The following is a 15488-nucleotide window of genomic DNA, read 5'->3' on the forward strand; positions in this document are numbered from 1 at the left end:
GGTCGATCACCGTGCGACGTTGACAAAGACAAGCGATGCACCAAGACCGATCAGCGCAAGGCCAATGGACTTGTCCACGATGCCTTGGTAGGCCAGCATGCGCTGGCGCATAGTGGTCTTGGAGAAAAACAACGCGACGATGCTGAACCAAACCCAATGCGCTATCGACATGAAAAAACCATAGGCGACGTTATGACTGACTGGGCTGTCGGACTGCACCACTTGCGAATACGTGGCGACAACAAATAGCATGGTCTTCGGGTTCAGTGCGTTCGTGAGAAAGCCCATTCCGAAGGCGGCGACCAAAGAAGGCTTGGTCGACTCGGCCGAACCGAACACCAGCTTCTTCGTGTTCAGCAGCGACTTTAGACCCAGGTAGACAAGATAGCCCGCACCCAGCAGCTTCATGACGAAGAATATCGAGGGCGAACTCACGATCAGCAAAGCCAGCCCCAAGAGTGTGTACAGGACATGAACCTGAACGCCGCAGGCAATTCCAACAGCCGTCATGAGGCCCGCACGGGCACCGTAGGCATAGCTATTGCGGGTGACCATCGCAAAGTCCGGACCCGGGCTTACGACTGCCAATATCGTGACCGCCGCGACGGCAAGCAACTCACTCATGTTGCACACCGCAGCACAAAGGGATCGAGCAACACACTCATTCGAAGTCGCCTCAGCATTTGTTGAAAGTCACTACAAGCACATCACGGTAGCCTTCTTTGTCCGGGTCGAGGGCCAGTATTGGGCTCACGCCATGCATCGTGCGCTCATCATTGACCAGCGCTGCCTCCATCGGAGTCGATAGGGTGTAGTTGGCCAGACGGCGTTTTTGGCGATCGTAGATTCCTGTCTCGCCGTTGAGCACGTTGACACGGTTGACCAACATCATGAAGACGAAACTCACGCCGTCTCGATGAATACCTTCAGGCGTAGGCAAGCCGCCTGAGGGTTGGGCATAGATGCGGAACTGATGCACCTCGATGTGCCATGCGTAGTAAGGCGCCAAATTGCTGTATATCGCTTGGCACAAGGCCAGAACCGAACCCAACACCTTGCTGCCAGCCACTGCCGGCGTGATCGGCGCGTAGTGTCTGGCGATATCGCCATTGAGGGTGTTGTAGTCCAGGCTTTGATAGTGTGGTTGATCCGGGGCCCGCTGCACAGCGGTCGAGAAAGGCTCGGCGCTGTAGACAGCATGCCTACGGTAACGGTAAGTACCACCGTCCTTCATATAGCCGTCCAACTCCAACTGATTCCAACTTGCTTGAAACGCTGCCCAGTCCTCCAGGGCACCTTCTCGTTCGGCCTCCAACAGCGCAGCCGTCTTGGGCGCAGAGAGTATCCCGTAGTCCTTCTTTGCGATGAATTTGCACAGATCATGCAGCGGGCCGCCCCCTTTGATCAGCGGCTTGGGCAACGACATGGCGGCGACAGCGTGACCACCCGAAGAGTGCTTCATAACTTTCTCCAATATCGCAATATGCATTAGGTAGCCAGCATCGTTATGGCGCCCATTGTTGATGCCTTGCAGCAAAGGAAAAAGCGATTTATCTTCTTATTAATCTGTGAGTTTTCATCGACCATTCATGGCACTTCCACCGCTTTCTGCGATCCGTTTTTTCAATGTCGCTGCCCAAACGGAGAATTTCGTACAGGCGGCGGAACGCCTTCACGTCACGCACGGCGCGGTCAGCCGCCAAGTGCGAATACTGGAAGAAGCCTTAGGCGTTGCCTTGTTCGAGCGACGCAACCGCGCAGTTTTTCTCACGCCGGCAGGCCGGGCGCTTTACGCAGTGACCTCGCTCGTGATCGAGCAACTGGAAGATGCGGTTGCACGCATTCAGCAAGCCGCACGAGACAACGTCTTGACCGTATCGTGCGAACCGACGATCGCCATGCGGTGGTTGATTCCGCGCCTGCCATCATTCAAGCAGGTTCATCCTGACATTGCGGTCCATCTGGTCGCAGCCGGCGGGCCGATAGACTTTCGCCGTACCGGCGTCGATCTCGCCTTGCGTCGCGACGATTTCCATTGGGACGAGTCCGTGCTGGCCGAGAAGATCTGTGATGAATGGGTCGGGCCAGTCTGCGCGCCGCGCATCAAACTGCGTACCCACATGGAAGGCATGCATCTACTGCACTCGGGCTCGCGCCCCGATGCGTGGAAGCGATGGCATCGTCTCGCAGGGGTGCCTGCCAAGGGGGCATCACGCGCCGATTACGAGCACTTTTACCTCTGCATACAGGCGGCGTTGGCCGGGCTCGGGGTCAGCATGGCATCATTCCTCATGGTCGGCGACGAGCTGAAGAATGGCCAATTGCACGCACCTTATGGATTCTTGCGTGATGGATCGTCGTACTGCGTATTGATCCCGAAATCGTCGGTGGGGAACGACAACTGCAACCGTTTCCGGGATTGGATTCGTGCGCAAGCCGCATCTACGTTGGCGTGCCTTCCGGCTTGATCTTGGCCTTGGCTTTTAGCTCCGTCCCTTCATCCGCCAGTATGACCGTCACTTCGCCAAGGAAGCCGAGAAAGTCGCCATGCTCCCCATTGAAAACCTCCCCCGTGCCGAGAGGCCCCGCGTCAGGAAAGCACTCTGCCGTGACCTGTCAGCCAATGCCGCCGACCTGATTTCTTCCACCTGGCACAACGAGGTGCTCCAACAGGCTGAGGCAGAAAAGTCGAACGGTTTAGCGCAGTTGGTAGAGTAGATGCAAGTCAAGGATGAACTTCATCGGCGGGCACGAGCTTAAAACTTCGCATCCTATCCCTGGTGGTCGAAGACCTCGACCGAGGGAGGGAAGTCTACGAAACATTTTTCTGATAGTGAACGGTATTTATCATCGCTCGTAATCATGCGGTCCCGCCTCATGGGACATAGGGACGGAAGAAATGCTGACTTCCTTCACCGCATGTTCAGCCGTGCGAGCAAATGCTCCGTTCACATGGAGCACGTCCTCCGGCTCGAGCGAACCGGCCAATTGCTGCAGGGTCAGCCATGACATCAGGTGCTCATACCGGGCCTGCGCTAGATTGCGCAAGGCGTCGAAATACTGTTGTTCGGCCTGCAGGACATCAGCATTAACACGCTCGCCGCCGGCGACGCTTCGCTTCATCGCCGTGGTCAACTCCCGAGCGGATTCCACCGCATAGCCATATGCTCGCATCTTTGCCAGGCTGCTGTGATGCAGGTTGAACTGCTGGCGCAGGCCGTTCAGTATCTCGTCGCGCCGCGCATCGCGCTCATACCTGAGCTTCTCGCGGTTATCCGTGGCTTGCCGCACCGACGCGGACACGCCGCCCCCAGCAAAGATCGGCACGTTGATCTGCACCCCTATGCTGTTCGTCGCATAGCGCTGATCGTAGCTCGATTCGGAACTGGACTTTTGCCGTCCGGCGCTGGCATACAGGCTGACCGAAGGCAGATGGCCCGCGCGTGCCTGCTCGATACGCTCCTGTGCGGCATCGATGGAAAACGTCAGGGCGGCCAGCTCGGGGTTCTCGCGCAGCGCAAGCTGCTGCCACGAACTGAACCCCTCGCGCTCAAGGACCATCGCCTCGAATTTTCCGCTCAGAGGAGCAAGATCGTCCGCAGCGACAGGAATACCGATCATGGCAGCCAGGGCGCGCTGGGCGGCATCCTGGGCGTCCAGCGCCTCGATCTCCTGTGCCACCGCCAGGTCATGGCGCGCCTGCGTTTCCAGCAAGTCCGTGCGCGTACCTTCGCCTGCTCGCAGCATCCGCTCGTTCAAGACCAGTTGTTCGGCATAGGCGCGCTTTTGCGCGCGTGAAAGATCGATCTGATCTCTCGCATACAAGGTTTCCGTATAGGCCTTGGCCACACGCACCGCCAGTTCCTGGCTGCGGCTGCGGAAACGCGAATCGGCATGCAGGGACTGCGCCACGCCGTAGTAATAACGCGACAAGGCCTCGTAATCCAGCAACGGCTGCTGCAAGGTCAATGCCGAGGAGTAGCTGTTGTAATGCCGGTCTGAGGTCGTAGAGCCGAAGAATCCTGGCTGCGTGACTCGCGAGTCGTTGCGGCCCACCTGGTACTGGTAGGACAGCTTGGGCAGCAGGGCGGCACGGCCAATGGCCCGCTCCTCACGGCCGGCGTTGCGCTCGGCGATGGAGGCCCGATAGGCCGGGTCATGTTCGAGCGCCATGCCGTAGGCCTGCATCAAGTCCAGCGCCTGGGCGCTGCCCGCCCACGACACCAGGCATGCCACGGCAAAGAACATGCCTGCGCTACCTATCCTGGCCCCCAACTTGAACCAAATGAATCCACCACCGCGCATCATCGTTCCCGCAAGCTCTCGCTGCCATACTCGATCAGCGGCCCTAGGAAGTACTGGATGACCCGCCGCCGTCCGGTCTTGATCTCGGCTGTCACCGCCATGCCGGGTGACAGGCGTATCTCGCTGTCCTGAACCGGGATCGACGTGTGCGAGAGCGCAACGCGCACCGCGTAGACGAGCCCCCTTTTTTCGTCCTGGATGGCATCATCGGATACGGACGTTACCTTGCCGGGCACGATGCCGTAGCGCGTGTACGGAAACGCCTCGATCTTGACCTCGGCATCCTGCCCCGGCTGCACGAACCCAACATCCTTGTTCTCCAGAAACGCCTCGACCTCCATGACGTGCTCTTCGGGCACGACCAGCATCAACGGCTGCGCTTCGGTCACGACGCCGCCCACCGTCCGTATCGCCAGTTGCTGCACCGTGCCCGACACGGGCGCGGCCAGACGTGTCAGGCTCTCGGACTGCCGTGCCTTGATCAGATCTTGCTCGAGCAGGGCCATGCGTTCACGGGCATCGGTCAGCCGTTCCAGGTTCGCGTGCCGGCTGTCGGCAAGCGCCGTCTCGCGCTGTTGACGCACCTGAGCGATCGCCGCATCGATTTCCTTGAGCCTGCTACGCTGCACACGCAGATCCGACTCCTGCTCGATCCGTTCGCGCTCGCGCTCCAGGTAACTGTTACGCGCCACATACTCCTGGCTGGCCAAGTCCTTGAGCGCCAGCGCCCGTTGCTTGGCGATGGGTGCAGTCAGTTCCAGTTTATGCACCATCGCTCGCACCGACTCCCGTTCGGCCTGTCTGCTGGCCAGTTCCGCATCAATGCCCGCCAACTTGGCGCGCAAGGCGGCATACTCGCCCAGCACGAAGCGCTGCGCGTCGGCATTGGTTTGCGCAGGCACCTCGATCAGCGCCATTTCGGGTTCGACACCCGTGTCGATAGCCCGCAGCATGGCTTCGGCGTGCGCGGCTTGCAACGTCCACGCCAAAAGATCATTGGCGATGCGCTGACGATCGGCCTGGGTCGTCGTCCCGTCCAGTTCCACCAGCAACTGTCCCGCACGCACCTGCTGGCCCTCGCGCACATGGATGGCCCTGACACTAGCCGTGCCAATGGGTTGGACCACTTGCGTGCCCTCGCTGGGAATGATCTTGCCCTGGGCCGTCGCCACGATATCCACGCGCCCGAACACGGACCACAGCACGGCCAGTGCGGCGAATGCAATCAGCAGCCACATGGCCACGCGGGGAGCCGGCGACACGGCCTGCTGCTGCAGGGCGAGCGCGGCAGGCAGGAACTCGGCCTCGTCGGCGCGATAGCGATTCGTATCCCATTGCTTGCGCTCCTTCCACGAAGTAGCGAACACCGCGCCATAGCGCTTGATCAAATCCTTCCTGGCGCTCAATGCGTGAGAGACTCCCATGGCCTACCCTTGCTGCATCTGGTACAGGGCCGCATAGTGGCCCGGCTGCTTTTGGAGCAGCTCCGTGTGCGTACCTTCTTCGACAATGACGCCTCTCTCCATCACGATGATGCGGTTCGCATTGCGCACCGCCGATAGCCGGTGTGCGATGACCAACACCGTGCGGCCCTTGGCAATTTCTTGCATGTTGCGATGCACTGCCCGCTCAGACTCGTAATCAAGCGCGCTGGTCGCCTCATCGAAGATTAGGATGCGCGGATTGGCCAGTAGCGCCCGGGCGATGGCGATACGCTGGCGCTGCCCACCCGACAGCGTCGCGCCCTGCTCCCCCACCATCGTGTCGTAGCCCTCGGGCAGTTCCGCGATGAACTCGTGCGCGCCGGCCAGTTGCGCGGCGCGGATTACCTGCTGCAAGGGCACGCCTGGATCGTTCAACGCGATGTTGTCGCGAATGCTGCGATTAAAGAGCACGTTCTCCTGCAGCACCACGCCGATCTGGCGCCGCAGCGAGCTGGCATCGATGGTCGAGATGTCCACGCCGTCGATCAGTACGCGCCCCTGCTCCGGCTGATAAAGCCGTTGCACAAGCTTGGTCAGTGTGCTCTTGCCCGAACCCGAGCGCCCGACGATGCCCAGCACTTCGCCGGCGCGCACTTGCAGCGAGACACCGCGCAGCGCCAATTGCGCGCCAGGCCGATACCGAAACTCCACCGCGTCGAACCCTATCGCGCCGCGCAAGGGCGGCAAGGCAGGCCTGGCCGTATGCACTTCAGTGCGGGTGTTGAGGATGTCACCCAGGCGCTGCATCGAAATACCGACTTGCTGGAAGTCGGACCATAGCTGCGCCAGACGCATGACCGGCCCGGCGACATTGCCCGCCAGCATATTGAAGGCGATCAACTGCCCGACCGTCAGATCGCCTTGAATAACCAGATGCGCGCCCAGCCACATCGTGACGACCGTCACGATCTTGCTGATGTAGGTGACGCCGCCGTTGGCTAGCGTTCCTATCGTCGCCGCCCGAAAACCCGCCTTCACATAGGCGGCAAGCTGGTTGTCCCACCTGCGTATCCATTGCGGCTCGACCGCGCTGGCTTTGAGCGTTTCCACGCCGCTGATGGTCTCGACCAGGAAGGACTGGTTCTCCGCCCCGCGGTTGAACTTCTCGTTCAGCCGTGCGCGCAACGATGGCGTGAAGCCTATCGACAGCAAGGCATAGCAAGGCAGCGACACGACGACGACCAGGGTCAGCCACACGCTGTAATAGGCCATCACAGCCAGAAATACGACGGAGAAAAAAAGGTCCAGCACCACGGTGATGGCGTTGCCGGTCAGGAAGGACCGGATGTTCTCCAGCTCGCGCACCCGTGCTACAGAATCGCCCACCTGACGCGCCCGGAAATAGGCCAGGGGCAGATTGAGCAGGTGGCGAAACAGCCGCGCGCCCAGCTCCACGTCAATGCGGCTGGAAGTATGTGCGAACACGTAGGACCTCAACGCCGTGAGCACGACCTCGAAGGTGACCACTGCAAGCAGCCCGACCGCGATCACGTCCAGCGTCGTGTAGCTGCGATGCACCAGCACCTTGTCCATAACGACCTGAAAGAAAAGGGGCGTCACCAGCGCAAAGAGCTGCAGCACGAAGGAAACGGCAAAAACCTCTCCTAACAGCCTGCGATACTTGACGACTGCGGGGATGAACCAGCTGAAGTCGAACTTGGCCAGATCGCCGGCCAACGAGGCGCGGGATGTCAATTGAATCAGTTCGCCGGACCACATGCGCTCGAAAACGTCGAGCGCTACTTCCGTGGCACTGGGCCGGCGCGGATCCTGGATCAGCACCTTTGCACCATCCTGGCGGGCAAGCACGAAGAAACTGCCGTCGCGGTCGCTTGCGATGGCGGGCAAAGCGGTGGTAGCCAGTCGAGCGATGCTCGACCGGGCTCTGCGGGCGCGCAAGCCCAGCTTGGCGGCTGCCAGCAGGATTTCTTCGTATCCGAAAGGCTGACCAGGCGCACGGAACTCATGCGCCAACTGATCCACGTCTACCGCGACCTGATGGTAGCGGGCAAGCATGGCCAGGCAAATTAGACCCGTATCCAGGGCAGGCGGCGAGGCATCGGCAGACGCGTCTTCGCTCGGGACAGGCCCGGGCGAAGACGGCCCGCCGGGGCCGCCTTCTATCAACTTCATGATGCTTCCTGCTCGAGGGCTTTACTGCCAGTTGGCTGCGATGACCGGGGCGAGGGCGGTCTGGTATGCGGCGGGCAACGTCGTCTGGCCGCTGGCCGGTGGCGAGAACGCGGCCATCGCATCGACCAGGTTCTGAACCCGTGTGTCGACCAGCAACGCGCTGCCCGCCCGGATCTCCTCCACACGCTGCGCGGCGCCCGAATACCAGCCATCGACCAGCACCTTGTCCGACGTGCCGATGATGCTGATCTCCAGATCATCGTCGACATGGCGGAACCATAGCTGGTTTGCCTGAATACTCTCGAACGTTGCGACGTCGCGGTTGCCTACGGTTGCGTCACTCTCGGCGATCACGTCCTGGCCATCGCCGCGCGCGAACAGATAGGTGTCGTTGCCAGTCCCGCCGCTCAGGTGGTCGTTGCCCAAGCCGCCACGTAAGGAATCATTGCCCGCCGCGCCTGCGATGGTGTCGTTACCGCCGCCACCTTGGATCGTATTGGCACCGGCGTTGCCAGTCAGTGTGTCAGCATAGGTGCTGCCGGTCAGGTGTTCGATTGAGACCAGCGTATCGCTGCCAGACCCTCCCGTCGCCTGCGCAGTTGTGACCTCCAAACTCACCGTGACGCCCGATGTAGCGTATTGGTAGTTCACCGTGTCGTTGCCAGCCGCACCGTCGATGCGGTTGTTGCCCGCGCCGGCATAGATCAGGTTGGCTGCGGCATTGCCCGTGAGATCGGCAGCGCCAGAGGCAAGGATGCGGCCGCGCTCGACGTTAGCGCCCAGTATGTACGCGGACAGGTAGCTGTAGACCGTGTCCGTGCCTCCGCCAGCTAGTTCGGTCACCACATCCGCCGCATTGTCGACGTAATAGGTGTCATTGCCTGCGCCACCTATCATGACGTCGGCGCCAGCGCCGCCGTTGATGACGTTGTTGGCCGCATTGCCCTCCAGCCGGTTGGCCAGCGCACTGCCCGTGAGGTTGACGGCGGCCGAGCCGCCCAGCACCGCGTTCTCGACCTGCCCGCCGCCCAGGACGGCCAGATTGATGGCCAGATCGCTGTGAACGGTGTCGATGCCGCCCGCGGCCGCCTCGACAATGGTGTCGCCGGCATGATCGACGTAGTAGATGTCGTCGCCGGCGCCGCCGTTCATGGCATCCGCTCCCGCCCCGCCATCGAGCGTATCGTTGCCTGCCCCGCCGTTGAGCGTATTTGCCAGCGCGTTGCCGATCAGCAGGTTATCGAGCGCGTTGCCGTTCAACGCCGTTGCATTGCCCGCCAGCGTGGCGTTCTCGACGTTGGCCGCAAGCGTCCAGTTGACCGATGCGTAGACATGGTCGCTGCCCGCGCCGGCCGCTTCCGTCACCACGTCGCCGGCATGATCCACAAAGTAGGTATCGTCGCCCGCGCCGCCCGCCATCGTGTCGGCGCCCGCCCCGCCATCGAGCAGATCATTGCCGGCGTCGCCATTGAGCGTGTTGGCCAGCTCATTGCCCACCAGCGTGTTGTCCAGCGCATTGCCGGTCAGGGTGGCAGCCTGCCCGACCAGCATGCCGTTCTCCACGTTCGCAGCCAGGGTGAGATTCACGCTGGTGTAGACCGTATCGATGCCCATGTCGACGGCTTCGGTAACGACGTCGGCCGTGCTGTCCACGTAATACGTGTCGTTGCCAGCGCCGCCAACCATACGGTCGGCCCCTAGTCCGCCATCGAGGACGTTGTCGCCCGTGTTGCCCGTCAGCGTGTTGGCCGCCGCGTTGCCCGTGCCGTTGATGTGGCCCGAGCCCGTCAGCGTCAGGTTCTCCAAGTGGTCGCCCAGCGTCCACGACACCGACGCTTGCACCGTATCCGTGCCCTCGCCGGCCTGTTCCGTCACCGTGTCGAGCTGGTTGTCGACGACGTAGACATCGTTGCCCTTGCCCCCGGCCATGTCATCGGCCTCGGCGCCGCCATCCAGGCGGTTGTTGCCCGCGTTGCCCCGCAGGCGGTTGCGCTCGGCGTTGCCTGTCGCGTTGATGTTCGCCGTGCCCGTCAGGGACAGGGCCTCGACATTCTCGGGCAGCGTATACGTGACGGCGGACTGGACCGTATCGTAGCCGCCGCCAGGCAGCTCGATCGCCTTGTCGCCGGCATGGTCGACGATATAGGTATCGTCGCCCGTGCGCCCGGTCATCGTGTCGGCGCCACCCCGGCCATCCAGGGTATTGGCGCCAGCGTTGCCCACCAACGTGTCGGCGCCAGCCGTGCCGATCAGTCCGCCCGGCACGCCGCCCGCAAACACAAAATGGCGGGCCTGCAACTGCGCGGCGCTCACGCCGTACAGCGTCAAGTACAAGCTGTCGGCGCCCTTGAGCGCCGATACCGTCACGACCGGCACGCCGCCGGCCTGCCAATCCTCGAACGTCAACTCGCTGAAGGTGCTCAACCAGGTCAGCGCCGTCAGGTCGATCTGCTCGCCGATGACATTCACCTCGAAATCGGCGATCAGGTTGGACGCGCTGATCTCGCTGCCCGACACCACGCGCCCCGCCACGCCGCCGCCATGCTTGAGCACCTTGAAGAGATCCGCGCCCGTGCCGCCTTCGCGCGTGCCGTACATCTGGTACTGGCCCGGCGCCAGCGTACCGATGTCGCCTTCCAGCGTCAGGATATCGTTGCCCGCGAAGCCGCCCAGGTAATCGTCGCCCGATCCGCCAATCAGGTAGTCGGCGCCATCGCCACCGCTCAACGCGTCGTTGCCACTGCCGCCGACCACCATGTCGTCGCCTTCGCCGCCGTCCAGCACGTCGTCACCGGCGCCGCCTTCGATCCAGTCGCTGCCCGGATACGGCGTGTAGCCATACTCGTCGCCGAGGATGGTGTCGTTGCCGTTGCCGCCGTCGATCAGATCATTCGGCGAGATGGAGGAGATATAGTCGTCGCCGCCCAAGCCGAAGATGCTTAGGTCTGCGCCGTCGGGCAAGAGCAGCTCGTCGGCGCCCGACGTGCCGGTCACGATCGCGGGGTTCTGCCAGCGTGCGACGTACTCTTCCAGCAGATGCGGCACGGAAACGAACGCGAAGTTCTGCTCCGACACCGCGGCCACGGTCGTATTATTCAGGACCAAGACCTGGCCGTCGCCCAGCGCGACACGCACATGGCTGCCCGATTGCGTCAGCGTCAGGCCGGCAAAGTCGGGAATCGCATCGAAGCCTACCAGCACGATCTTTTCGATGCCGGAGGTCATCGCAAAATCGGTGATCGTATCGGTGCCGCCCGGATTGCGCCGGACGATGAACAGGTCGTTGCCCGCGCCGCCAGTCAGGGTGTTGTTGCCCCGGCCGCCTTCCAGGCGATCGCTGCCCGCGCCGCCCGACAGCGTATCGTTGCCCCGGCCGCCCGACAGCACGTTGTTTTGCGCATTGCCGGTGATCGTATCGTTGCCGTCGCCGCCAAACGCCTTTTCGATCAGGCCCGATATCTGCAAGGCGCGGCCGGCGATGGTGCTGGCCGCACCGCTGTTCAGATTGATCACGCTGTTACCCGTGACCGCGCTGGCATTCAGGGTATCCGTGCCGCCATCGGTATCGGCGAGGGTTGCGCGCGCAGCGCCCGCGGCGCTGGCGAACTCGTTGGTGTAGACGTACAGATCGTTGGCGTCGGGCAACGAGCCGTACAGGTCCAGCTTCCAGTCCTTCAGCGTCCCGGTCTGGCCCGTCGCCGCGTCGATGACCTGCAGCGTCCAGGTCCCGCCGCTGTCCTCGCCGCGCAGGTGCGTGGTGTTGAAGCTGAAGTTCATCGTGGTCGAGCCCGCATAGCTGTCGCCGCGGTCTTCGGCGCCGCTGCCCGGCGCCTTGCCGGGACGGTTCACGAGGATGCTCTCGGTGCCCGAGGGCGAAATCAGCTTGATGATCAGGTCGCCCCAGTTGGCATGCGTCAGGTTTACCGTGACCTGGGCGCTTTCCACCGTCAGGCCCGCCGCCATCGCCAGCGTGCGCGCCAGCACCGCGCCGGTATCGGAAATGGCCGCGTTCAGGGCGCCGCTGGCCAGGGACTGGCTGGTTTCGTTCCACTGCGTGTTCTGGCCTTGCCAGGTTTCCGCCAGGCGCACCGCGGCACGAGCATCGACCTTGCCGTAGCCGTAGTCGTGGCTGACGTGCATGCCGCCGCCGTTCCAGTTCGTCGCCTTATTGATGGTCCAATCCGTGCCGTTGGGATCTTCGACCCGGGTGGCGGTCATGGCGAGGATGGTCTGGACATCCCGATAGCCAAGATTCGGATTGGCCTCGAGCATCAAGGCCACGATGCCCGAGACGATCGGCGCGGCAAAACTCGTGCCTTCGCTGACGGCGTAGTCTGTGCCAAAAGTCGAACCATTGTCGGTGATCAGCTCACGGCTGGTGCTGTCGATGTTGCTGCCTGGCGCTGAGACCAGAATAGACGCGCCCGGGTTGCTGAACGGCTTCTGGCCCAACAGCAGCGTACCCAGGTCGCCCTGCGCATTGATGGAGCCGGTGGTGATGACGGCCCGGTTGGCCGTCAAGGCGTTGGTGTTGGTATTGGCGCCGCCTTGCCGGTCGTTGCCGCCGGCCATGACAATTACCGTTCCCAGTTGGTCCCGTCCGTAGCACACTGCATCCAAGATGCCGCTTTGCACCGTGCCGGCCGGCACCACGTTGATGAGGAAATTGCTCGACGCGCCCCAGGAATTGTTGACGACGTCGTAGTTGCGGAACTGGGCGAGCGCCTGAGTGATTTCGGCGCTCAGTTGCGTGAGCGCCAGGCCTTCGCCCTGTATGTAGTGGCCCGCCAGCGTCGCGTCATAGGCCACGCCCACGCCGCCTTCGCCGTTGCGCGCCGCGACCATGACGCCCGCCACCATCGTGGCATGATTGCTGAAGGTCTGCGGCGCGTGGTTCGCGCCCTGCGCATCCAGCGTATTGAGCCAGGCTTTGTCGACGTTGGGCTGCAGGTCAGGATGGCGGTAGTCGAAGACTTCCTGCGTCGTCGCATAGGGGCCGCCCGGCTCGAACTGGCCGATGCGCACGCCCTTGCCGGTGTAGTCCTGCCAGACGGGCAGCACGTTGATGTCGGTCAGATACCACTGCTCGGCCACCAGCGGATCGGCGGGCAGATCGGGGGTCTGCAGATAGACGGCGGCTTTCATGGCCTCAGCTTCGCCGGTCGCCGTGTTGGTGACCTGGGTGTATAGGCCGTTCTCGTCCTGGATGCGGTATTTGAAGCTCATGACGCCGGTGTAGCTGGCGTCCGGCGTGAACAACACGTCGCCCTGGGCGGTCAGGCTGACCGTGCCGCCTTGCGCGTCCAGCACTTCGACGATGCTCAGTTGGCCGGAGGCGCTGTCCCAGTCGCGGTCGTTGCCCAGCAGTTGGGTCTTGCTGATGAGGTGGGCGGCGGTGCGGCTCAGGGTCTGGCCGCTGCTGTTGACGGTGAGGAGGTCTTTGACGGGTAGCGGGCTACCGATGGTCAGATCGACGTTGCTGATGTCGGAGAAGCTGAGTTTTTCGATATTGGTGAGCGTGTCGGCGCCGTCGCGGCCGCTGCGGGTGTCGACGACTCGCCAGGTGCTGTCGTTCAGTTTGGTGATGCGGTAGTCGGCGTAGGAGCCGGAGTATTCTGCGGCGTCGATGCCATCGCCTCCGTCGAGCGTGTCATCGCCGCCGCCGCCGATCAGGACGTCGTTGCCGGCATCGCCGCGCAGTTGATCGTCTTCCAGTCCCCCGTCCAGAACGTCGTCGCCGCTACCTCCATGCAATTCGTCCTGGCCTCGGTGGCCACGGATCAAATCGTTGCCTGCGCCGCCCATGATCAAATCGGCGCCATCCTCACCGGACAGTGAATCGTTGGTCGTACTGCCGATAATGATGTCGTCGCCCGCACCGGCATTGACAAAGATGGATTGACGGCCGCTGCTGGTAATCACATCGTGGCCGCTCCCACCTATCATCAATTCAGCCTCGGCCAGGGCCATGTCGATGACGACGCCTTTGGAACCGACAACTTGCAAGACGTCATACCCGGCGCCTGCTTTGATATTTTGCTGAAGATCATCAGCGTCAATCAGCAGAACGTCATCGCCCGCGCCTGCATTGAACGTATCGCTTCCGAGGCCGCCGGAGAGCCAGTTCGCCCCGGCATCTCCGGTCAAGGTGTCGTTGCCGCCACCCGCGTAGATATTCTGCACGCCCAGCGTGGCCGCCGACAGCGTTTGGTTCGTATTGACGGCACTGACATGGCTGCGGACCTCGGCGGCACTTTCATCGCCCTGCGTCACCAGTGTGCTGCCGTTGACGGTACGGGTAAATTGCGTACCGTTCGGATTGGCGATAAACCTTACCGCCTGCGCGGCGCGGCTCACTCCATTGCGTACATAGGTGCCGGTGGCGAGCACTTCATTACCCGTATTCACCAAGCCGCTTTGATTGGTACGCGCAAGGTTAATGCTGGTGATGCCCAGATCGGCAAAGGTCTTCAGTTCGGACGTCTCGCTGGCATCTTTGATGCCATTGCCATTGGCGTCGATAAAAGATAGGCCGTCACCGTTTGCATCCACCCAGACCCGAAGCAGGCCCCACGCCGCATCTTGGTTGTTGAAGACATTGTCATTATTGCTGTCGAGCGATTTCAATGCAGCGAAGCCATCGGCATAAGGCCGGGTGCCAGCATTACCACCCGTGCCAGCAACCCCTTTGTAGTACTCACTCAACGTTTCTTGGATGCCGTTGACCAAGCCGTCGTTATTCAAGTCATGAACGACGATACCGTCGGTATTCGTCCCTGCGGCCTTGATCCAACCCGTGTGTTCACGGCTGCCGCCGTCATTGTCAACGTCGAACAGCGCGTTACTGTCGGCATAGCTCGACAGCGTGACGCCATCACCGTTCAGATCCAGAACGAGTGGATCGACGGGAATAAATCGCCCGTTGGAACCATAGTTGGTGAGAATCGCGGCTTGATTGTCTACCGCGGCGCGATTGCCGCTTCCTTGGTAGCTGATGAGGTACTCGTTGGCTGAAGTGACATCCAGCGACAGTTGCCGCGTACTACTGAGGTTATGGTTGCCGATTCTGTTGCCATTACCCAGCTGACTGCCGGCATTCGTGTAGAAATATCCGGTCAGGGAGTTGGCCCAGCTCGTGTTCATCGAGCCGATCCAGCTACTGCCGGAGGCAACGATCCCGACTGAGTTGGGAGCATAAGTGGCATCGGACACCGGCTGTTGCGACGCGCCTTGATTGATGGTGTTGATTAGATCAAGGAGCGGATCTTCGGAGCCGTTGGGGGCTTTGTCAATGCCATCCACATCGATAGGAAAAACTCCTATTGCTCTCAATGGATCGTATTTGCGCTCCTCAATCTGCCCGCTGCTCAGCACTCGGGTGTCGAATCCCGGCTCTAGCACACCCGGGAAATCCGAGAATGTGAGGCCCATCACATCGCCGGTAGTCGCAAAAATTGAGTTGCTATTCGTCGTAGCCCCCCAAATGCTGAAACCCCAAGGAGTATAGCCTAGATTCTTCCCATTAATCAAAGATTGAACTGCCAGAGCACTCTCCCACCGGGCGAG

At 61.8% G+C, this 15488-nt stretch carries 7 protein-coding genes; 1 reads left to right on the plus strand and 6 read right to left on the minus strand.

From position 1 onward, the window contains the following. Window positions 1-6: 6 nt before the first annotated feature. Both A7W11_RS18385 and A7W11_RS18390 read right to left on the minus strand, forming a co-directional pair. Window positions 7-624 (minus strand): LysE family translocator, encoded by a 618-nt coding sequence (locus A7W11_RS18385; RefSeq protein ID WP_066419195.1) that lies wholly within the window; start codon window positions 622-624, stop codon window positions 7-9. A gap of 52 nt (window positions 625-676) precedes the next feature. Beyond that, the gene (locus tag A7W11_RS18390) at window positions 677-1462 is read right to left on the minus strand and encodes a 2OG-Fe dioxygenase family protein (RefSeq protein WP_066416713.1); all 786 of its coding nucleotides are present in this window, start codon (window positions 1460-1462) and stop codon (window positions 677-679) included. Window positions 1463-1589: 127 nt separating this feature from the next. Here A7W11_RS18390 and A7W11_RS27550 point away from each other — a divergent pair, with 127 nt between their 5' ends. Next, on the plus strand, window positions 1590-2468 hold the full coding sequence (locus tag A7W11_RS27550; protein ID WP_082887351.1) for a LysR substrate-binding domain-containing protein: 879 nt from the start codon (window positions 1590-1592) through the stop codon (window positions 2466-2468). Between the two features lie 379 nt (window positions 2469-2847). Here A7W11_RS27550 and A7W11_RS18400 read toward each other — a convergent pair whose 3' ends face one another. Genes A7W11_RS18400 through A7W11_RS18415 form a run of 4 tightly spaced genes read right to left on the minus strand, consistent with a single transcriptional unit; the run spans window position 2848 to window position 15353 of the window. After that, window positions 2848-4248, minus strand: coding sequence for a TolC family outer membrane protein (locus tag A7W11_RS18400; RefSeq protein WP_066416721.1), 1401 nt, complete (start codon window positions 4246-4248; stop codon window positions 2848-2850). 56 nt (window positions 4249-4304) lie between these two features. Beyond that, a complete protein-coding gene (locus A7W11_RS18405) occupies window positions 4305-5693 on the minus strand; it encodes an HlyD family type I secretion periplasmic adaptor subunit (protein ID WP_235816915.1) in 1389 nt (462 codons plus the stop codon). A 39-nt stretch (window positions 5694-5732) separates the two neighbouring features. Beyond that, complete coding sequence (locus tag A7W11_RS18410) at window positions 5733-7922, minus strand: type I secretion system permease/ATPase (RefSeq protein WP_082887352.1); 2190 nt, start codon at window positions 7920-7922, stop codon at window positions 5733-5735. Between the two features lie 21 nt (window positions 7923-7943). Beyond that, window positions 7944-15353 carry a S8 family serine peptidase gene (locus A7W11_RS18415; RefSeq protein WP_162270288.1) on the minus strand — a complete coding sequence of 2470 codons (7410 nt, stop codon included), beginning with the start codon at window positions 15351-15353 and terminating at the stop codon, window positions 7944-7946. Window positions 15354-15488: the final 135 nt, after the last annotated feature.

It is taken from the genome of Bordetella ansorpii (assembly GCF_900078315.1).
Taxonomy (GTDB): domain Bacteria; phylum Pseudomonadota; class Gammaproteobacteria; order Burkholderiales; family Burkholderiaceae_B; genus Bordetella; species Bordetella ansorpii.

What these genes read in the sequence shown, in the direction of transcription:
- A7W11_RS18385 (WP_066419195.1), bottom strand. Translation starts at nt 624, where the DNA reads ATGAGTGAGTTGCTTGCCGTCGCGGCGGTCACGATATTGGCAGTCGTA.
- A7W11_RS18390 (WP_066416713.1), bottom strand. Translation starts at nt 1,462, where the DNA reads ATGAAGCACTCTTCGGGTGGTCACGCTGTCGCCGCCATGTCGTTGCCC.
- A7W11_RS27550 (WP_082887351.1), top strand. Translation starts at nt 1,590, where the DNA reads ATGGCACTTCCACCGCTTTCTGCGATCCGTTTTTTCAATGTCGCTGCC.
- A7W11_RS18400 (WP_066416721.1), bottom strand. Translation starts at nt 4,248, where the DNA reads ATGTTCTTTGCCGTGGCATGCCTGGTGTCGTGGGCGGGCAGCGCCCAG.
- A7W11_RS18410 (WP_082887352.1), bottom strand. Translation starts at nt 7,922, where the DNA reads ATGAAGTTGATAGAAGGCGGCCCCGGCGGGCCGTCTTCGCCCGGGCCT.
- A7W11_RS18415 (WP_162270288.1), bottom strand. Translation starts at nt 15,353, where the DNA reads ATGGGCCTCACATTCTCGGATTTCCCGGGTGTGCTAGAGCCGGGATTC.